17 protein-coding genes are annotated in these 20521 nt (G+C 56.3%); 12 read left to right on the top strand and 5 right to left on the bottom strand.

Annotated elements, in window-relative coordinates:
* Nucleotides 1–417 precede the first annotated feature (417 nt).
* The 10 genes from AD669_RS13440 to AD669_RS13395 all read left to right on the top strand — a co-directional run bounded on the left by AD669_RS13440 (nucleotide 418) and on the right by AD669_RS13395 (nucleotide 8043).
* Nucleotides 418–666 (top strand): type II toxin-antitoxin system Phd/YefM family antitoxin, encoded by a 249-nt coding sequence (locus AD669_RS13440; RefSeq protein ID WP_053120518.1) that lies wholly within the window; start codon nucleotides 418–420, stop codon nucleotides 664–666.
* Nucleotides 656–937 carry a type II toxin-antitoxin system RelE/ParE family toxin gene (locus tag AD669_RS13435; RefSeq protein ID WP_053120516.1) on the top strand — a complete coding sequence of 94 codons (282 nt, stop codon included), beginning with the start codon at nucleotides 656–658 and terminating at the stop codon, nucleotides 935–937. The genes AD669_RS13440 and AD669_RS13435 overlap by 11 nt, the downstream gene beginning before the upstream one ends.
* Nucleotides 938–1213: 276 nt before the next feature.
* On the top strand, nucleotides 1214–2062 hold the full coding sequence (locus AD669_RS13430) for a transporter substrate-binding domain-containing protein (RefSeq protein ID WP_053120514.1): 849 nt from the start codon (nucleotides 1214–1216) through the stop codon (nucleotides 2060–2062).
* A gap of 175 nt (nucleotides 2063–2237) precedes the next feature.
* On the top strand, nucleotides 2238–2900 hold the full coding sequence (locus tag AD669_RS13425; RefSeq protein WP_003225455.1) for an amino acid ABC transporter permease: 663 nt from the start codon (nucleotides 2238–2240) through the stop codon (nucleotides 2898–2900).
* 9 nt (nucleotides 2901–2909) lie between these two features.
* Nucleotides 2910–3572, top strand: a complete 663-nt coding sequence (locus AD669_RS13420) for an amino acid ABC transporter permease (RefSeq protein WP_053120512.1) — start codon at nucleotides 2910–2912, stop codon at nucleotides 3570–3572.
* A complete protein-coding gene (locus AD669_RS13415; protein ID WP_053120511.1) occupies nucleotides 3569–4366 on the top strand; it encodes an amino acid ABC transporter ATP-binding protein in 798 nt (265 codons plus the stop codon). The genes AD669_RS13420 and AD669_RS13415 overlap by 4 nt, the downstream gene beginning before the upstream one ends.
* Nucleotides 4367–4397: 31 nt before the next feature.
* Nucleotides 4398–4787, top strand: a complete 390-nt coding sequence (locus AD669_RS13410; RefSeq protein ID WP_007912330.1) for a RidA family protein — start codon at nucleotides 4398–4400, stop codon at nucleotides 4785–4787.
* 167 nt (nucleotides 4788–4954) lie between these two features.
* Entirely contained in the window at nucleotides 4955–5719 is a 765-nt protein-coding gene (locus AD669_RS13405) for an IclR family transcriptional regulator (protein ID WP_053120509.1), read from the top strand.
* Nucleotides 5720–5758: 39 nt separating this feature from the next.
* On the top strand, nucleotides 5759–6973 hold the full coding sequence (locus AD669_RS13400; RefSeq protein WP_053120507.1) for an amino acid deaminase: 1215 nt from the start codon (nucleotides 5759–5761) through the stop codon (nucleotides 6971–6973).
* Nucleotides 6974–7107: 134 nt separating this feature from the next.
* Nucleotides 7108–8043 carry a sugar kinase gene (locus AD669_RS13395; protein ID WP_053120505.1) on the top strand — a complete coding sequence of 312 codons (936 nt, stop codon included), beginning with the start codon at nucleotides 7108–7110 and terminating at the stop codon, nucleotides 8041–8043.
* 102 nt (nucleotides 8044–8145) lie between these two features.
* Here AD669_RS13395 and AD669_RS13390 read toward each other — a convergent pair whose 3' ends face one another.
* Both AD669_RS13390 and AD669_RS13385 read right to left on the bottom strand, forming a co-directional pair.
* Nucleotides 8146–8421 carry a peptidylprolyl isomerase gene (locus AD669_RS13390; protein WP_007912322.1) on the bottom strand — a complete coding sequence of 92 codons (276 nt, stop codon included), beginning with the start codon at nucleotides 8419–8421 and terminating at the stop codon, nucleotides 8146–8148.
* Between the two features lie 51 nt (nucleotides 8422–8472).
* A complete protein-coding gene (locus tag AD669_RS13385) occupies nucleotides 8473–11010 on the bottom strand; it encodes a PAS domain S-box protein (RefSeq protein WP_053120503.1) in 2538 nt (845 codons plus the stop codon).
* Nucleotides 11011–11138: 128 nt separating this feature from the next.
* Between AD669_RS13385 and AD669_RS13380 the strand changes: the two genes are divergently transcribed.
* Together AD669_RS13380 and AD669_RS13375 are read left to right on the top strand one after the other, a co-directional pair.
* Nucleotides 11139–12245 (top strand): PilT/PilU family type 4a pilus ATPase, encoded by a 1107-nt coding sequence (locus AD669_RS13380; RefSeq protein ID WP_053120501.1) that lies wholly within the window; start codon nucleotides 11139–11141, stop codon nucleotides 12243–12245.
* Nucleotides 12246–12368: 123 nt separating this feature from the next.
* On the top strand, nucleotides 12369–16085 hold the full coding sequence (locus AD669_RS13375; RefSeq protein WP_156316158.1) for a hypothetical protein: 3717 nt from the start codon (nucleotides 12369–12371) through the stop codon (nucleotides 16083–16085).
* 20 nt (nucleotides 16086–16105) lie between these two features.
* On the opposite strand, the gene AD669_RS13370 is transcribed toward AD669_RS13375, so the two are convergent.
* From AD669_RS13370 to AD669_RS13360, 3 genes are all read right to left on the bottom strand, one after another.
* Nucleotides 16106–18061, bottom strand: a complete 1956-nt coding sequence (locus AD669_RS13370; protein WP_053120497.1) for an acetoacetate--CoA ligase — start codon at nucleotides 18059–18061, stop codon at nucleotides 16106–16108.
* A gap of 147 nt (nucleotides 18062–18208) precedes the next feature.
* Nucleotides 18209–18982: a 3-hydroxybutyrate dehydrogenase gene (gene hbdH, locus AD669_RS13365; RefSeq protein WP_053120495.1), complete on the bottom strand. Its 774-nt coding sequence runs from the start codon at nucleotides 18980–18982 to the stop codon at nucleotides 18209–18211.
* Nucleotides 18983–18989: 7 nt separating this feature from the next.
* Nucleotides 18990–20381, bottom strand: a complete 1392-nt coding sequence (locus AD669_RS13360) for a GntP family permease (RefSeq protein ID WP_053120493.1) — start codon at nucleotides 20379–20381, stop codon at nucleotides 18990–18992.
* Nucleotides 20382–20521: the final 140 nt, after the last annotated feature.

Genomic DNA, 20521 nt, shown 5'->3' with positions numbered 1-20521 from the left:
CTCTTACTGAGAAATAAAGGAAAGCAGCCGGATGGGAGCTTGTCCAATCCGGTTCGACGCTTGATTGATACCGATCATGTAGAACGAAAGTGCCATCGGTTGATGGCTCTTAGGTGGCACTTTCAGGAAAAGTTCCCAAGGCGTGCACAGAATTGGTGCGTCGAGTGACTGCGAATCGCGTAAGAGGTGAAGCCATGAGGCGCAATCGATATTTCAAAGGTTTGAATATGTCTCATGTGAGAAACGCCGGCGGAGATCACCACATTGGGGATTTGTCTTACTAATGCGGTAGAGCGTCCTTACAAAGCACCCAGAAACGTCCGAGTAATCCGCGTGGTACCTTCAAATAGGTAGGAGTCATGAGCTCTTGGGAGTGCTATTTTTAGTACCAATCAAAGCACTCTAAGGAGCACCCTCATGGCACATATCGTTCTTTCTAACGTGGTAGCGAGCATCTCTGAATTGAAAAAAAATCCGATGGGTACCGTGGCTGCTGGGGGAGGGCAGTCCGTAGCAATTCTCAACCGAAACGAGCCGGCGTTTTATTGCGTGCCGGCAAAAGAGTACGAGGCAATGATGACGCGTCTCGAAGATCTGGAACTGATTGCGCTCTGCAAGGAAAGGGAAAACGACCCCACCATCAAGGTTTCAATTGATGACCTATGAGCTGGAATTTTCCATACAGGCGTTGAAGGAATGGAATCGGCTGGATGCTAGCCTTAGGGAGCAGTTTAAAAAAAAGCTCACGGAACGGCTCCGTCACCCCCATGTTTCAGCTGATCGACTCAAGGGTTTAGGCAATGCTTATAAAATCAAGCTTCGCAGCGCGGGTTATCGATTGGTCTACCGCGTAAGAGACGAAGTATTAATCGTGACAGTGATAGCGGTCGGTAAAAGAGCACATGGAGAGGTTTACGATAACGCGGCAAAGCGTTGAATCAACGTTAAAGCGGATTTTTCGCTGCACTGAATCAGCGCATTCTTATCTGAATTGGGAACCTGCTACCCGCGCCTCGTAGCCAACGGTAGCGCCGACAATCAAATCGCTTTGATAACTTCACTCGCCACACTTCACCCATCCCTTTGATTCAAAAAACATTTCAATCCATTGCAGATTCCTCGTGATTCCTGTGGCACACTTTCTGCTGTCTATTCCGTAGTAACAAACCGTATTCCGGTATAACGGAATAAACACAAATCTGGAGTGCTTGCCATGCATCGCCGTCCTTCCTTGTTTAAAGCGTGTGTTTTTGTTCTTGCAGCTTCATCCACCGTCATGGGGCTGGCCCAGGCGGCCGACAGCAAGCTCGACAGTGTTCTCGCCCGGGGCAAGTTGATCGTGGGCACCGGCAGCACCAATGCGCCGTGGCACTTTCAGGGCGCGGACGGCAAGTTGCAGGGATTTGATATCGACATCGCCAGGATGGTGGCCAAAGGTTTGTTCAACGACCCGAGCAAAGTCGAGTTCGTGGTGCAGTCGTCCGATGCGCGGATTCCCAATCTGCTCACCGACAAGGTCGACATGAGCTGCCAGTTCATCACCGTGACTGCCAGCCGCGCGCAGCAAGTGGCGTTCACGCTGCCGTACTACCGCGAAGGCGTCGGCCTGTTGTTGCCGAACAACAGCAAGTACAAGGAAATTGAAGACCTGCAAGGCGCTGGCGACAGCGTGACCGTGGCCGTGCTGCAAAACGTCTACGCCGAAGAATTGGTGCACCAGGCACTGCCCAAAGCCAAGGTCGATCAGTACGACAGCGTCGATCTGATGTATCAGGCGGTGAACTCCGGCCGTGCCGATGCCGCCGCCACCGACCAGTCTTCGGTCAAATACCTGATGGTGCAGAACCCTGGCCGCTACCGCAGCCCGACCTATGCGTGGAGCCCGCAAACCTACGCCTGCGCCGTCAAACGTGGCGATCAGGACTGGCTGAACTTCGTCAACACCACGTTGCATGAGGCCATGACCGGCGTTGAATTCCCGACTTACGCCGCGTCGTTCAAGCAGTGGTTCGGTGTCGATCTGCCGTCCCCAGCGATCGGTTTCCCCGTCGAATTCAAATGAAAACTGCTGCGCTCGAAAATACTGCGTTGAAAACAGCCTCAAAATGCTCATTGACTGACGTCAACTCCGCTTTTTCGCCTGTTTTCGCCTTGTCTTTTCTTCGCTCGCGACGTTTCCAAATTGCTGAAGGAAGAGTGGGGCGATGCATGTCGCCCCGCTCAAGGTACTGCTGACCATGAACTATCAGTTGAACTTTGCCGCCGTGTGGCGCGATTTCGACACCTTGCTCGCGGGGCTCGGTCTGGGCCTCGAACTGGCGCTGGTGTCGATCGCCATCGGTTGCGTGATCGGCCTGCTGATGGCGTTCGCGCTGCTGTCAAAGCATCGCGCCTTGCGGGTGCTGGCTTCGGTGTACGTCACGGTGGTGCGTAACACGCCGATTCTGGTGTTGATTCTGTTGATCTACTTCGCACTGCCGAGCCTCGGGATCCGTCTGGACAAGATCCCGTCGTTCATCATCACGCTCTCGTTGTATGCCGGGGCCTATCTGACCGAGGTGTTCCGTGGTGGCTTGCTGAGCATTCCCAAGGGGCAGCGCGAAGCGGGGTTGGCGATTGGTCTCGGTGAGTGGCAGGTCAAGGCCTACGTCACCGTGCCGGTCATGCTGCGCAATGTCTTGCCGGCGCTGTCGAACAACTTCATTTCACTGTTCAAGGACACCTCGCTGGCCGCTGCGATTGCGGTGCCGGAGCTGACCTATTACGCGCGCAAGATCAACGTCGAAAGCTACCGGGTGATCGAAACCTGGCTGGTGACCACGGCGTTGTATGTCGCGGCCTGTTACCTCATTGCCATGCTGCTGCGTTACCTCGAGCAGCGTCTGGCGATCCGCCGATAGGAGGCTGCGATGTACGAATCTCCCAGTTGGTTACACGAGTTGTGGATTGCCCGCGAGACGTTGCTGCAGGGCTTTCTGACCAGCGTGCAGGTGTCGGCGCTGGCGATTTTGTTCGGCACGATGCTCGGCGTTGTCACCGGTCTGGTGCTGACCTACGGCAAGTTCTGGATGCGCGCACCGTTCCGTTTCTACGTCGACCTGATTCGCGGCACGCCGGTGTTTGTGCTGGTGTTGGCCTGCTTCTATATGGCGCCGGCGCTGGGTTGGCAGATCAGTGCATTTCAGGCCGGTGCGTTGGGCCTGACGCTGTTTTGCGGCTCGCACGTTGCCGAAATCGTTCGCGGTGCGCTGCAAGCGTTGCCCCGTGGGCAGATGGAAGCGAGTCAGGCGATTGGTCTGACGTTTTATCAGTCCCTCGGCTACGTACTGTTGCCTCAGGCGTTGCGGCAGATCCTGCCGACCTGGGTCAACTCGTCCACGGAAATCGTCAAGGCGTCGACCTTGCTCTCGGTGATCGGCGTCGCTGAGTTGCTGCTCAGCACGCAACAGGTCATCGCCCGGACATTCATGACCCTGGAGTTTTACCTGTTCGCCGGTTTTCTGTTCTTCGTCATCAACTACGGCATCGAGTTACTCGGCCGGCACATTGAAAAGCGGGTGGCCTTGCCATGATTGAAGCTCCAGTTTCCAACCTTCAGAACGGCCAGCCGCTGCTGGATATTCGTGGCCTGCACAAACAATACGGCGCGGTCGAAGTGCTCAAGGGGGTCGACTTGAGCATGCAACGCGGCAACGTGGTGACGTTGATCGGCTCCAGCGGTTCGGGCAAGACCACGCTGCTGCGTTGCGTGAACATGCTCGAAGAGTTTCAGGGCGGGCAGATCCTGCTCGACGGCGAATCGATCGGCTACGACGAAAGCAACGGCAAACGCGTGCGTCATGCGGAAAAAGTCATCGCTCGTCATCGTGCGATGACCGGCATGGCGTTCCAGCAATTCAACCTGTTTCCGCATTTGACTGCACTGCAGAACGTCACCCTTGGCTTGCTCAAGGTCAAGAAGATGCACAAGGACGAAGCAGTGGTACTCGCCGAGAAATGGCTTGAGCGCGTTGGCTTGCTGGAGCGGCGCAATCACTTTCCCGGCCAGTTGTCCGGCGGTCAGCAACAACGTGTGGCGATCGCCCGGGCCATTGCGATGAACCCGAGCCTGATGCTGTTTGACGAAGTCACCTCAGCCCTCGACCCTGAACTGGTCGGCGAAGTGCTCAACGTGATCAAGGGCCTGGCCGAGGACGGCATGACCATGTTGCTGGTGACCCACGAAATGCGTTTTGCCTTCGAGGTCTCGGACAAAATCGTATTCATGAATCAGGGGCGAATCGAAGAGCAGGGGCCTCCCAAGGAGCTGTTCGAACGCCCGCAATCGCCGCGACTGGCTGAGTTTCTGAAAAGCACGCGGTTTTAAATATTCACTTTTGTAACCAGGAGAAACACCCATGAGCATTACTCGATACGGCACCGGCAGCACCGCCGCTGGTGGCCAGCCACGCCCATTCGCCCGCGCCGTTGAAGCCGATGGCTGGCTTCACGTGTCCGGCCAGGTGCCGGCGGTGGATGGCGAGATTATTGTTGGCGGCATCGTCGAGCAGACTCACCAGACCATGAAGAACCTGATCGCGATTCTCGAAGAGGCCGGTTATGGCCTGGAAGATGTCGTGCGCGCCGGCGTGTGGCTGGACGATCCACGGGATTTCAGCAGTTTCAACAAGGTCTTTGGTGAGTACTTCAAGCCTGAGCACGCACCGGCGCGGGCCTGTGTGCAGGCGAGCATGATGGTTGATTGCAAGGTCGAGATCGACTGCATTGCGTACAAGAAGAAGGCCTGATCATTCGCGCATTCTGCGCGTAAACGCTTACCGGACTGACGATGACCCTTGTAGGAGCTGCCGAAGGCTGCGATCTTTTGGCATTTTTTGGAGGTGCCAAGCAAGGGCAAGATCAACAGATCGCAGCCTGCGGCAGCTCCTACAGGGAATATTGAGTGAGTATTGAAATGACCGAAGACACCATCAAACGCCGGGCCCGCGGTCTGGATCGGGCGTTCGATATCCTCGATTTCCTCAAGGAAATCGGCCAGCCGCTGCGCCCGAATGACATCGCCAACGGCATCGGCAGCCCGAAATCCACGGTCTACGAACTGGTTGCCTCGTTACTCGAGCGGCGGATTCTGGAACCGGTGGGCAAGGACGGTCACGTTTATCTCGGCCGGCAGCTGTACTTCCTCGGCCAAGCACATTTGCGTCATTTCGACCTCAGTCGCGAGGCCGATCACGCCTTGCAGGAGATCGTCAGCCAAACCCATGAAACCGCGCAGATGTGCCTGCTCAACGGGCGCAAATACACCGTGGCATTGATGAAGGAGGGCGAGCGACATTTCCGCATTTCTTCCGACATCGGCGAAAACGCACCCATCCCATGGACGGCTTCGGGGCGTCTGCTGCTCGCGCATTTAAGCGATCAGCAAATCCTCGACCTGATCGACGAAGACGATTACATCCTGCCCGACGGCGAGCGTTTGCCGATCGAGCTGTTTCTGGCGCAGATCCGTCAGGCCGGCATCGACGGATTCTTTTCGTTCGACAGCGTTGCCGACACCTTCACCCATTGCTTCGCCGCGCCCGTCAAAGACCCGCAAGGCGTGGCGATTTGTACGCTGTGCATCGTCGCCCCACGGGCCGATGCGAAAAACAATTACAACGACTATCGCCGGGTGCTGATCGAGAGCGCTAACAGCCTCGCCCGACGAATCAACGAATAAACGCGGCCGCCTGCGGCCGCGAATGTGAGGAGTTCGACCATGACGACTGTCATCAATTCTGCTGTAGATAAAGGTGATGCGGCCATCGGTGCCCATCTGGCGCGTGACGTCAGCCTGCCCGCGCTGGTGCTGCACCGCGAAGCGCTGGAACACAACATTCGCTGGATGCAGAAATTCGTTAGCGACAGCGGCGCCGAACTTGCGCCCCACGGCAAAACCAGCATGACCCCGGCGCTGTTCAAGCGTCAGCTCGACGCCGGCGCATGGGGCATTACCCTCGCCAGCGCGACCCAGACCCGCGCCGCTTACACCCACGGCGTGCGCCGGGTGCTGATGGCCAACCAGTTGGTCGGCACACCGAACATGGCGCTGATTGCTGATCTGCTGGCCGATCCGTCGTTCGATTTCTACTGCATGGTCGATCACCCGGACAACGTCGCCGATCTCGGCGCCTACTTCGCCTCGCGCGGCGTGAAGCTCAACGTGATGATTGAGTACGGCGTGGTCGGTGGCCGTTGCGGCTGCCGCAGCGAGCAGGAAGTGATCGAGCTGGCCAAAGCGATCAATGCGCAACCGGCACTGGCCCTGACTGGCATCGAAGGTTACGAAGGGGTGATTCACGGTGATCACGCGGTCAGCGGCATTCGTGAGTTCGCCGCGTCGCTGGTGCGTCTGGCGGTGCAGTTGCAGGACAGCGGCGCGTTCGCGATTCCGCAGCCGATCATCACTGCCTCGGGTTCGGCGTGGTACGACTTGATCGCTGAGTCGTTCGAAGCGCAGAACGCTGCCGGACGTTTCCTCAGCGTGTTGCGCCCGGGCAGTTACGTCGCGCATGACCACGGTATCTATAAAGAAGCGCAGTGCTGCGTGCTGGATCGTCGCAGTGATTTGCACGAAGGCTTGCGCCCGGCGCTGGAAGTCTGGGCGCACGTACAATCGCTGCCGGAGCCGGGTTTTGCGGTGATCGCGCTGGGCAAGCGTGATGTGGCTTATGACGCCGGTCTACCGGTGCCGTTGCTGCGTTACAAGGCTGGAGTTGTGCCGGCAGTGGGCGATGATGTCGGTGCGTGCAAGGTGACGGCGGTGATGGATCAGCACGCCTTCATGACCGTAGCGCCGGGCGTTGAACTGCGCGTCGGCGACATCATTTCTTTCGGCACCTCGCACCCGTGCCTGACGTTCGACAAGTGGCGCACCGGGTTGCTGGTGGATGAGCAGTTGACGGTGATCGAGAGCATGGAGACCTGTTTCTAAGGCTCAAGACCGCGTCGCGGCCATTCGCGAGCAGGCTCGCTCCCACTTTTTGGAATGCATTCTAACTGTGGGAGCGAGCCTGCTCGCGAAGAGGCCCGCCCAAACACCATCGAACGACCAGAGACACCGCCAACATGAACACCCTAAGCCCCCTGGGCCCCAACACCCCACGCATCGCCCTGATCGGCGAATGCATGATCGAGCTCCAGCAACGCGCCGACGGCAGCCTCCAGCAAAGCTTCGGCGGCGACACCTTGAACACCGCCGTCTACCTGTCCCGAGCCCTGGGCGACAAGGCGCAAGTCGACTACGTCACCGCGCTAGGCGATGACAGCTTCAGCGACGCCATGTGCCAGATCTGGAAAGACGAAGGCATTGGCCTGGGCATGGTGCAACGTCTGCCCGGTCGTTTGCCGGGCCTGTATTGCATCCAGACCGACGCCAATGGCGAACGTCGTTTCCTCTACTGGCGCAACGAAGCGGCCGTCCGCGATTGCTTCACCACGCCGGCCGCGGAGCCGATTCTGGCCGCGCTGCCGGATTACGACGGGTTGTATTTCAGCGGCATCACCCTGGCCGTGCTCGGTGCGCAAGGGCGCGAGAAACTCATCCAGACCCTGATCGAAGCCCGCCAACGTGATGCGCGGATCGTTTTCGACAACAACTACCGGCCCCGTTTGTGGGCGTCGGTGGACGCTGCACGCGCTGCGTATCGCAGTGTCCTGCCGTATGTTGATCTGGCCTTGCTGACGGTGGATGACGAGCAGGCGCTGTTTGGTTTTGCGGATTGCGATGAGGTGTTCGCCACGTACGCGCAAATCGGTACGCCGGAAGTGGTACTCAAACGGGGCGCTGAGGCGTGCCTGATTCGTTGTGACGGTGAAGCGTTTGAAGTGCCGGCGCAGAAAGTCGAGAAGGTGGTGGACACCACCGCGGCGGGGGATTCATTTAGTGCGGCGTATCTGGCGGCGCGGTTGATGGGCGACAGTCCTGAAGAGGCCGCGCGGGCCGGGCATCAATTGGCCTGCCGAGTCATTCAAGTCCCCGGTGCCCTGATCCCCAAAGACTGAAACACATCCCCCGTAGGAGCTGCCGAAGGCTGCGATCTTTTGATTTTGACTGGCAAGCAAGATCAACAGATCGCAGCCTTCGGCAGCTCCTACGGGAGTTGATCAATCGCGGTAAAAAACCTGCACCAGGTGATACCCGAACTTGCTCTTGATCGGCCCATGCACCGTACGCAACGGCTTCTTGAAGATCACTGCATCAATCGCGCCTACCATCTGCCCCGGCCGTACTTCCCCCAGATCCCCGCCGCGCTTACCGGACGGACAGGTCGAGAATTTTTTCGCCAGCACATCAAACGCTTCACCCTTGGCGATGCGTTGTTTGAGCTGTTCGGCCTCTTCGGCGGTTTTCACCAGAATGTGGCGGGCTTGGGCTTTCATCGTGCGGTACCTGATAACGGGGTGACGGCGGGGCGCGGATTATGCCTCAAGTCACGGAGTTTGGCTGAGCATCGTGCGGATCTTGCTGGCCAGCAGTTCCAACGCAAACGGTTTGGCGACCATGTCCATACCGTCCTCAAGAAAGCCCTGACGCTCGGCGGCTTTTTGCGCGTAGCCGGTCATGAACAACACCTTCAGCCCTGGGCGATGCTGACGGGCAATCTCCGCCAGTTGTCGACCGTTCATGCCCGGCAGGCCGACATCGGTCACCAGCAGGTCAATGCGCGAGCCGGATTCCAGCAAGGGCAGGGCGGACGTCGCGTCTTGCGCTTCATACCCGCGATAACCCAACTCTTTCAACAGATCGAGCACCAGCATGCGCACCGCCGGGTCATCCTCGACCACCATCACGGTCTCGCCGCTGGCCGTGGGGGGCGTAACGCTCACCGGTTCAACCTCGGCGGCTTGCAGTTCAGGCGTTTTCAGTCGCGGCAGATACAAACGCACACACGTGCCTTGACCGGGCACGCTGTCGAGGCTGACATGGCCACCCGATTGCTGGGCAAACCCGTAAATCATCGACAGCCCCAACCCCGTGCCCTGACCAATCGGTTTGGTGGTGAAAAACGGATCGAACGCTTTCGAGCGCACGGATGGCGTCATGCCGGTGCCGTTGTCGCTGACCGCGAGCATCAAATAATCGCCAGCCTTGACCGGTTCCAGCGTGGTGATGTCGCTGCCATCGAGGTAAACGTTGGCCGTCTCGATCAGCAGTTTGCCGCCCTCGGGCATCGCATCGCGGGCGTTGATCACCAGATTGAGCAGGGCGTTTTCCAATTGGCTGACATCGGTGCTGACCGGCCAGGCATTGTCGGTCAGACGCAATTCGAGCTCGATCGGATCGCCTTTGGTGCGGCGAATCAGGTCTTCAAGCGAATGCACCAGTTCGTTGACATCCAGTTTCTTGCGATCCAGCGACTGACGCCGGGAGAACGCCAGCAACCGATGAGTCAACGCTGCCGCTCGATTCGCCGAGGACACGGCCGCTTCGGTAAAACGACCAATCTCGTCGGCACGACCGTTGGCGATGTAGCGCTGCATCAGGTCGAGACTGCCGATGATGCCGGTCAACATGTTATTGAAGTCGTGGGCGATACCGCCGGTGAGCTGGCCGACCGCTTCCATTTTCTGCGCGTGACGCAACGCATCTTCGGCACGCTCACGCTCGAACATCTCGTTTTGCAAACGCTGGTTGGCCTGCGCCAATTGCTCGGTGCGGGCGCTGACCCGTTCCTCGAGTGTCTCGTTGAGATTGCGCAGCGCTTCTTCGGTCTTTTTCCGCTCGGTTTCATCAATCACAAAAATATAGAAACCGTTGACCGCGCCATCCGGCCCGTGGCGCGGCACGTAATTCATCAGCGCGTGGCGCGTGCTGCCGTCGCGATGGGAGGTGTACAGGCTGAACGAGCACGATCGACCAGCCAGTGCTTCAGCAATGTACGGCGCCCGCAGGAAATAGGCTTCTTCACCGATGACATCACGAATGGTGCGCCCGAACAGCTCCTGCGGGGTTAACCCGTACCAGTCCAGATAAGCGGCGTTGTTCAGGCGAAAACGTTCTTCCTGATCGACATAGCTGATCAGGATCGGCATCGCGTTCATGATCAGTTGCAGCTCGGTCTGACTTTGCCGCAGCGCCTGTTCGGTGTGTTTGCGTTCGGTCAGATCCAGCGCGGCCCCGAGAAAACGCATGGGCCGGCCATGGTGATCCTTGTAGCAACGGCCTCGGGCAAACACCCAGCGCAACTCGCCGTTGGGTTGCAACAGGCGGTATTCCTCGGCGTATTCGGTGCCGTGGGTGATGCAATGTTTGATGCTGCGGGCAACCATCGCGCGGTCTTCGGGGTGCACGCCTTGCAGGTATTCGCTGATCGGCAACTGACTGGCACGTACCGGGTCGACGCCATGCAACTGCGCGAAATGCGCGTCGGCAATAAAGCGATCCTCGCCAATGTCCCAATCCCACGTGCCAACCGCATCGGTTGCAGCGAGGGCCAATTGCAGGCGTTCTTCGGTTTCCTGCTGGGCCTTCAAACTTTGTTCGGAGCGTTGCTGCAGTTCCAGGGCAATGCGTCGACGTTCATTGGTTTCGATGGCCGTGACCAGAATCCCGGCGACCTGCGCATTTTCATCGCGGATAGGGCTGTACGTCAGATCGAGCCAGAAGTCGGATTCCTGACCGTCGCGCTGCAAGGTAAAACGCCTTTCACTGTAGGTGCGCACCTGGCCTTGTAGGACGGCGCTGTAAATCGGGTCAGTGAATTCTCTAAGTTCTGGCCATATCTGGTGTGCAGGCTGTCCGAAAGCGTGCGGATGCTTGTGGCCGGCGAGCAACGCGAAGCCGTTGTTGTAGATCTGCGTCAGTTGCGAGCCCCACAGCAGCAACATCGGCATGGGCGAGTGAATCACGATGTCCACCGCAGTACGCAGGCTCTGCGGCCAAGTGCCAGCGGCGCCCAACGGGCTGCGACTCCAGTCGGTGCGGGCAATCAGAGCCTGGGCGTCATCAGTGTTCGGTACAGCGTTCATCGTTGGATCCTGAGGTTCGGTCGGTGAGGCGGCGTCTACTATGCTTGCAGAACGGTAGACGCTATGGGGCCGGGCGCGTCACGCGGCGGCTCATTTCGATCATTCAATGCTTCGCGGGTGTTTTTGCCATGGAAATCGATGCACTGTTAACTCAACTGGCCAGCAAACACGGCTCGGATCTGTTTCTGTCGACGGGCGCGCCACCCAGCGCACGTTTCGACGGCGTACTGACCGCGCTGAGCGATCAGCCGTTCAAACCCGGTGAAGTGGCTGCCATCGCCACCTCTTTGATGGACGCCGAGCAGCGCCGCGAGTTCGAACGGGATCTGGAAATGAACCTGGCAATCTCGCGTACCGGCGTCGGACGCTTCCGGGTGAACATCTTTAAACAGCGTAACGACGTATCGCTGGTGATCCGAAACGTGAAACTGGACATTCCACGCTTTGAAGATCTGAAGTTACCGGCGGTGTTACTCGAGACGGTGATGCTCAAGCAAGGCCTGATATTGATTGTCGGGGCGACCGACTCTGGAAAATCCACCACGCTTGCGGCGCTGATCGATCACCGAAACCGTCACAGCACCGGGCATATCGTCACCATTGAAGACCCGATCGAGTACATCCACCGCCACCAGCGCTCGATCATCAACCAGCGGGAAGTCGGGGTCGATACTCGCAGTTTCCACGCAGCACTGAAAAACACCCTGCGCCAAGCGCCAGACGTGGTCATGATCGGCGAAATCCGCGACCGGGAAATAATGGAACACGCGTTGGCGTTCGCCGAGACCGGGCATCTGGTGTTGTCGACTTTGCATGCGCATAACGCCAGTCAGGCGCTGGAGCGGATAATCAATATGTTTCCCGAGGAACACCGGCCGCAGTTGTTGCATGCGTTGGCCAATTACCTCAAGGCATCTGTTTCACAGCGACTGGTCAAGACGCTGGATGGGCAAAGGCGCGCAGTGGTTGAAGTCATGCTCGGTACTCCGACCATTGCCGATTTGATTCGCCGTGATGAACTGGGGGAACTCAAAAGTGTTATGGAGAAATCCACCGAGTCAGGCATGCAAACGTTTGATATTGCGTTGTATCGATTAGTGGTGGCGGGCGCTATTAGTGATATGACGGCGTTGGAATATGCCGACTCAAATAATAATCTGAGATTGAAGCTCAAACTCCATACCGAATCGGTCGGTGCAAATAAACAACCTCCCGAGGCGTGGGATCTTCTTTGAATTGGTTTTTCCGCACGTTCGACCTCATCTGAAATTTCATTTAATTGAATAATGGTTGAGGCTTGTTTTGTTCTGAGTAGGATTGGCTTCGATGATATAAATACTCGTAGTCAAGGGGCTCAAATGAAAGTTAGGTACAGTGCTAACCGCTATGCAATGGATTTTCTTTTATGTGCAGAGGCGGATGGCAAAGAGCGCAATTTAATTGCCTCAATGTTGAAAAAGTATACGGAAGGTCGCGAAGATGATGAGGCATTTTCCATGGTTGGTTCAACACTGCCTTTGGTAGTTGGCTCATCGTTGGAGTATGTGCATACACCTGTCAGAAAGATGCTGCTTGAGCTTGCGAATACAGAAATACTTAATAATCAATTTTCTTCACCCCACGAGTTTTATCGTGTGGAGATCGCCGCGAATGGTCATCTTGAAGCTATCGGGCCGATCGACAGGGTCGACATAACGGCGGCTTTGGCCAATAACCCGGACTTGTGCGAGCGCCTAAGCAGTCTGGCTGAGTTGATAAGGGAGGTAGGGCCGGAGATCTGCCTCGCTCCGGTCGTCAGGTACCAGCATTGGTTGAATTTTCACGGTCTTGTTATGCCGCAAACTATTGCTCAACTGAAAAATCTGCTGTTTTTCCTTGAGTGGTCGTGGCCTGCTTCTGACGACTTGGGAAACTATTGGGAACAGATAGCGGGTGGTGATGAAAGTACGCCGGCTTTGACCGTTCCTCAATACGAGGAAATTCGAGCAGTTACCGCGCAACTATTGCCAGATGGGCAAAGCCTGTTGGACACCCTTTACCAAAATCGTGAAGCTGACCTTGTCGTAGACAAAGACGGTGCAAACGTTAATGAGGTGTTAGCAGGATTGATGGCTGGAGACTATTCTCAAACACTCGCCACACATTACATTAATAAGTTGGACTGGTGCGGTGCGGGTGAGACTGAAACTGTTCATGAGGACGACCTCGCACAACTGCTTGCCACTGCACTCATACTGGATATTGACCCATCGTTGGGCAGCCAAGGGGAGCGCAATCACGTAGGCAATTATGATATCTATGCCCCCGTCATGGCTGCTGATCAAACCATTGAGACCGTTCGTTTCGGTTTGGAACAATGCCTCGTCGACGGTGGGCGAGTGTCCATTGAAACATCCTGTCTGGCTTCGCATTTGTTGTTGGCCTTCATGGCGCCCGCGCTATTGGTCAAAGATCTGCCGCAGAGTCTGTTGGTGGGGTCAATACATTGGTTGACGCTGACACAGGCAGTCGCACTGATCGAGATGAATGTCAAAGGCGCTTCACGCTTCATGACTTACGAGCAAGTCATGAAGTTTACGGATATGCAGTCGATTTGCCCGACCTTCGGGCAACTGCAGGGCATCGCCGCTATTGATCCAGTGATTGACTGGGCATTGATCAATGAAGTAATCAATCATGAGGCATTGGCGGATCCTTCCCAAAAAGCACAGGATCAAGCTTTGTCCGCATACGAAAACTACATGGTTGAACTGGAAGTTGCGGGAAGGGCATTTTCCACACCGTTGCCAAGCCGGAAGAAAATTGCACTGGCCGCGCTATTGAAAGTGGCACCCGGTTGCGATTTTCTGGAAAAGAGAGTGCTTCGTCCTTATCAGGACCGATCGTTGTTATTTCTGACGTCGCCACTTGATTTATACATTGAAGGCCGTTTGACCAATGACTGGAGTTTTCCAGATGATCTTCGTATTTTTGATCGGTATCCACAATTTAAAGCGCTGCCTTTAAATCAAAATATCTTTACCGCCAAGGTGCGGGAGTATCATAGCGATATCAATCAGGCTGTCTTCAATAGTATAAAACTTGGGTTGTCGGCGATGCCGTACGCTCATCGCAGAATATTTGAAACAAATGAATTGAGTTTTTTCACTGTTCGCTCGTTTGTGGGTGAGGAGAAATTTTTCGGCGACCCTGGTTTTACCGGCGGTAACGCAAGTCCCCCCGTATGGATGGAAACGCAGCGTAAGAGGGACCAAGCCACCGGGCGCTATGGCATTATTTTGTATGTTGCCATCGGTGAGGATGAGTATCTTTGCTATGAGATATTTTATTTGTCGGGAAGATTTCAGCTTAACCAAAAACTGGGGAGCATTATTTGGCGAGCGAAAGCGGATCAGGCGCCCGCCAGGTTGGAATTTGGCGGGAAACTGGATGATTATTTACCCGCTACGCGCTGGTACGATTATCCACTTGATTTCAACGCCTATACAAAAAATGCAGAATCGAGCACTGGAACGCTGGTGGATTCTATAGTCGATAAATTAGGCAGCCTTGCTGCGCCAGAGTTACCAGCCAATACTAAAATCAGCGGGTATCAATATTTTATCGATTCACATGCCAAAAAAATTGCTCAATTTATTGTCGATCATCACTCGGTCGCGACAATAGAAGAACTGACGATGGCGGCCACTGAATTGACTGCGAGCGAGGCGTCAGAAGAAAACAGGGAAAAAGTGCTTGGATATATCATCGACCTGGCTATTCCCTTTAAAAAATGTATTGAAGACATTTCTACCGGAGAACGGGACAAAATCGAGGAGGGGGCTTGGGGGTGTGCACTCGATGCGCTCGGCCTGATTGCCGCGGTATTGGGTGTTCCGGCGAAATTACTGAGTATTGCTTCGAAGTCTACTTCTCTGGTGACCAAAGCCGCCAAGCTGGCCAGGTACGGATTGACATTCGCGGTGGCCAATCTCAATCCATTGGACGGATTGCCAAGCGCGGCGTATCGAGGCTCGAAGTTCATTTTCAAAAGCGGTCTGCAACTCAGTGGTGAAGGGCTGAAACTGGTCGAAAAGGCCAGCTATAAACTGCGCCGGCTAAGTGGCAAAGCCAAATCCTACGACCTGCTTCAATGCACTCGCAGAACACCACTGGAGCTAGGCTCGTGGCGCCCGCGCAGCAATAGTGTCGAGGCCCTGGAGGTGTGTGTAATACGTCAAAACAAAAACGTTTTTGCCGTTAATCGTCAAGGTAGGGCGTGGGGTAAACGCTTGGCAAACTTCACCTTTGTACGGGCTCGGACACTTCCAGGCAGGCTGAGCAGAGCACTTCCGGTAAGTTTTGCTCGCCAGATCATTCAACGGAGCCTGCCTGCCGTGGTCAATAAAGTCGATCATGCACTGTCGGTGTTGGCAGCGACTCAGTTCAATCGGGAAACGGAAATGATCCTTAACCTGTTTTTAGGTTCGGGAAAGACCCGTGAAAAATTCGAGTCCTTTTTACAGGTGGTCAAACTGGATGTGGGTAACATCGCAGTCAGGAATTTCGTTCTGAGCTCTGTTCCCCTGAGTGCTGATCTCCTCAATTTGAGTCCGGACAACTACAACTCATGGAAGCAGTTAGGTGGAATAAACGATCAACCATTCATAGACGTTGCCAGTCAGCATCTGGTTGAACGATTCACCTCGGCAAACTCCAATTACGGCGAAATTGCCGATGATCTGATACACGAATTATTTCAAGCCAGAGTGAATAAAATCGATGCTGCGACGGCGCTCACAGGTATTTCAGGCCATTCCGGCGTGAACGTTGCACCCTTGTTGGACTTGGCCAGAGGTCGCCTGCTTAAAGACGACAGTCGCTACTTTGATAGTCGCCGGGCGACGCTTAATGCGGATTCCTATGCCATGGCGGTTGCACTGCTCAGCCAACTGGTTACGCATGAGGCGTTGGCGAAGGACAATTTGTACACCATTATCTCGGCGCTCGATAATTTCGCACAAACACCGATAGACATTGAGGTTCTGGTAGACCTGAACCCCAATGTTTTCGAAACGCCGATTATCAGCGCCTGACTGCGCATCACGTCATCTAGCTAGTCACGTAGCTCTGGACAATCGCGAAACAGCGCAAGCGCTTCAGGATTGGCCAGAGCATCCGTGTTTTTCACCGGTTGGCCGTGCACCACGTTTCTAACGGCCAACTCGACGATCTTGCCGCTAATGGTGCGCGGTATGTCGGTGACGGCGATAATTTTTGTCGGTACATGGCGAGGCGTTGTATTGGCGCGAATCACTTCACGGATCTGCCGTTGCAGCGCTTCATCTAGTGTGGCTTCGTCTTTTAAACGGACAAACAGTACGACTCGCACATCGTCCTGCCATTGTTGGCCGATGACCACGCTATCCAGTACTTCAGAGACTTTTTCGACTTGGCGATAGATTTCTGCAGTGCCTATCCGCATGCCGCCGGGATTAAGCACCGCGTCCGATCGACCGTGAATCAACATCGCTCCGTGGGGCAACTCTTCAGCGTAATCACCCTGCGCCCAAACACCGTGAAACAGATTGAAATAGGACTGCCGCAGTTTTTCGCCATCCGGATCATTCCAAAGGCCAATGGGCATCGCCGGGAAATGGCGGGTACACACCAACTCACCTTTTTCGCCGATCACCGCTTGGCCATCGTCGTTCCACACTTCGACTGCCATTCCCAGACTCTTGCCCATCATTTCGCCACGGCGTACGGGCGACATTGGATTGCCGTTGACGAAGCACGAAACAATGTCGGTACCCCCGGACATGGAGCTCAGGCACACGTCGGGTTTGACGTCGCGGTAGACGAAGTCGTAACTGCGTGGCGCCAGTGCCGAGCCAGTGCAAAGCAACGTTTTCAGGCTGCTCAAATCGTGGCTCTCGCGGGGTTTTACACCGTTGCTTTCGAGCGCGGCAAGAAATTTCGGGCTGGTGCCGAACACGCTGATGCGTTCATCGTCAATCAAATCCAGCAAGCGTTCGTTGTCGGGCTGAAACGGTGAGCCGTCGTACAAGACCACCGCGCTGCCGACCGCCAGCGCGGACACCAGCCAGTTCCACATCATCCAGCCGCAGGTCGTGTAGTAGAACAAACGGTCGCCGGAACCTAGATCGACGTGCAGGCCATGTTCTTTAACGTGTTGCAGCAAAACGCCGCCGGTACCGTGGATGATGCATTTCGGCACACCGGTGGTGCCGCTGGAATACAACACGTAGAGCGGATGGGCGAAAGGCACCGGTATAAAAAACGGCTCGCCGCCAGTCACGTAAAAGTCATCCCATAGCGTGACGTTTGCCTGGGTGTGGTAATCCTCGGCGCGGGTATGTGGTCGCGCGTACGGTACGACAATCAACTGTTGCAACGTCGGCAACTGTTCGAGGATTTCATTGAGCTTGGAGGTCTGGTCGATTTCGTTACCGGCATATCGGTAGCCCGCGCAGGTGATCAATACTTTCGGTTCAATCTGCCCGAAACGATCAATCACGCCATGGGTACCGAAATCGGGCGATGAGCACGACCAGATGGCACCGAGACTGGTGGTGGCCAGCATCGCCACCAGCGTCTGCCAGGTGTTGGGCATACATGCGGCAACACGATCGCCGCTGACGACCCCGGCGGCTTGCAGGCTGGCTTGAAATCCGGCGACCTGTTGCGCCAGTTCGGCCCAGGTCAGTTGTTCACGCTGGCCATTTTCAGCCACCGCAACAACGGCGACGGCATCGTCGCGACGGCGCAGCAGGTGCTCGGCGAAATTCAATGTGGCGCCCGGAAACCATTCCGCGCCGGGCATTTTTGCGCCTTCACGCAGCACCGCATCAGGTTGCGTATGGAAGCGGATATCGAAGAAATCAACGATGGCTTGCCAGAATTCAGGGCGCTGCTCGACGCTCCATTGGTGCAGGTCGGCGTAGCTGTCGAGGTGCAAGCCATGACGCTGATTGATCGAGCGGCGGAAGGTGTCCATCCGCGATTGGGCGATACGGGTAGCGTCGGGTTGCCAGAGGATGTCGGACATGGATTGCCTCTTGTTTTGGTGTTCGCAAACGATGTTCAGGTAATAGACCGCTAACTGTAGGAGTGAGCCTGCTCGCGATGGCTCAATCGCAGTCACACATTTGTCGACTGAGACACTGCCATCGCGAGCAGGCTCACTCCTACAGGGTCACTGCGCTAGCCAGCCACCATCAATATTCCATGCCGCCCCACGTACTTGGCTGCCTGCCTCACTGCACAAAAACAGCACCAGCTCACCCAGATGCTGCGGCGTCACAAACTCCAGCGACGGTTGCTTTTCGGCCAGCAAATCGTGCTGCGCCTGCTGTGGATCAACACCCTTGGCCGCGCGATCATCGATCTGCTTCTGCACCAGCGGCGTCAACACCCAGCCCGGGCAGATCGCGTTGCAGGTGACGTTACTGGTCGCGGTTTCCAGGCCGACCACTTTGGTCAAACCAATCACGCCATGCTTGGCCGCAACATACGCCGCTTTGCCCGTCGAGCCGACCTGGCCGTGCACGGACGCAATGTTGATGATCCGGCCCCAACCTTTGGCGCGCATACCCGGCAAACTCAGGCGAGTGCTGTGAAATACCGACGACAGATTGATCGCAATAATCGAATCCCAGCGCTCCACCGGAAACTCTTCTACCGCCGCGACATGCTGGATGCCGGCATTGTTGACCAGAATGTCCACGCCACCGAACTCGCGCTCGGCGTAGGCGATCATGTCGGCGATCTGCACCGGGTCGCTGACATCGGCGGGGTGATGGCCGACCTTGCCGCCGAACTGGCCGACTTCGGCAATCACGGCGGAAGCATCACCGAAGCCGTTGAGAATCAGATTGGCGCCGGCCTTGGCCAGGCTCAGCGCGATGCCCAGACCGATGCCGCTGGTGGAACCTGTAACCAGTGCGGTCTTGCCCGTAAGAGTGGTCATGAATACCTCACACAATGCCAGTGGCGTAGAAAGTGCCGATCACTACGAAAACCGCGAGGGTCTTGATCAGCGTAATACAGAAAATGTCTTTATAGGCTTCACGGTGGGTCAGGCCGGTGACCGCCAAAAGTGTGATCACCGCGCCGTTGTGCGGCAGCGTGTCCATGCCGCCACTGGCCATCGCGGCCACGCGGTGCAGCACTTCCAGCGGAATATTCGCCGCATGCGCCGCTGCGATAAATTGCTCGGACATCGCCGCCAACGCAATGCTCATGCCGCCGGAAGCAGAGCCGGTGATACCGGCCAGCAGGGTCACGGTAATCGCTTCATTGACCAGCGGATTGGGAATGCCTTTGAGCCAGTCCGCCAGCACCAGAAAACCAGGCAGGGACGCGATCACCGCACCAAAGCCGTATTCCGAAGCAGTGTTCATCGCCGCCAGTAACGCACCGCTGACCGCACTTTTGCTGCCTTCGGCAAGTTTGCTGCGAATCGCTTTAAAGCCGAAGGCGAGCACCATCAGAATGCCAACCAGCAATGCGGCCTGAACCGCCCAGATCGCCGTCAATTTGGCGATTTCGGTGGTGACCGGCGTGGCCATGCCCGGCAACGCGAGGCTGTGAGTCTTGCCGTACCACTGCGGAATCCACTGGGTGAACAGCAGGTTCATGATGCCCACCGCGAGCAGCGGCGACAGCGCGATCCACGGATTAGGCAGCTTCAGATCTTCAGCAGTCTCCGGTTCGTTACGCAGTTCGGTGCCGTAACCTTCGCCAGCCCGTTGCGCCTTGTTGCGCTGACGCTGCAGAAACAGCATGCCGGCGCAGAACACGAAAATCGTACCGATCAGACCCAGCCAAGGCGCGGCCCACGCGGTGGTGTTGAAGAAGGTGCTGGGGATGATGTTCTGGATTTGCGGGGTGCCGGGCAGGGCGTCCATGGTGAAGGAAAACGCGCCGAGGGCGATGGTCGCCGGAATCAGCCGTTTGGGAATATTGCTCTGGCGGAACATCTCCGCCGCAAACGGGTAAACGGCAAACACCACCACGAACAGCGAAACGCCGCCGTAAGTGAGCAGGGCGCAGACCAGTACGATGACCAGCATCGCCTGTTTGGTGCCGAGGAGTTTGATCGCGGCGGCGACGATCGAACGTGAGAAACCGGACAGTTCGATCAGCTTGCCGAACACGGCGCCGAGCAGAAATACAGGGAAATAGAGTTTGATGAACCCGACCATTTTCTCCATGAACACCCCGGTGAACGCAGGGGCGACAGCGGAAGGGTCGGTGAGCAGGACGGCGCCGAGGGCGGCGATCGGGGCAAAAAGGATAACGCTGTAGCCACGGTAAGCGGCGAGCATCAGCAGCGCGAGGGCTGCCAAGGCAATGATCACACTCATGGTGTGTCTCTCCGGAGTTGTTATTTTTGTGGGTGGTGCGGTGTGGGAGAGGGTATAGCTAGATGCGTGCCAGATATCTAAGTCTTTGAAATATATGTATTAAATATAAAATGTTCTGAGTTTTGCGGATGATCAGTCTC

This window comes from Pseudomonas sp. P1.31 (assembly GCF_001269815.1).
GTDB classification, from domain to species: Bacteria; Pseudomonadota; Gammaproteobacteria; order Pseudomonadales; family Pseudomonadaceae; genus Aquipseudomonas; species Aquipseudomonas rustica.
This window is presented reverse-complemented; position numbering and strand designations above follow the sequence as displayed.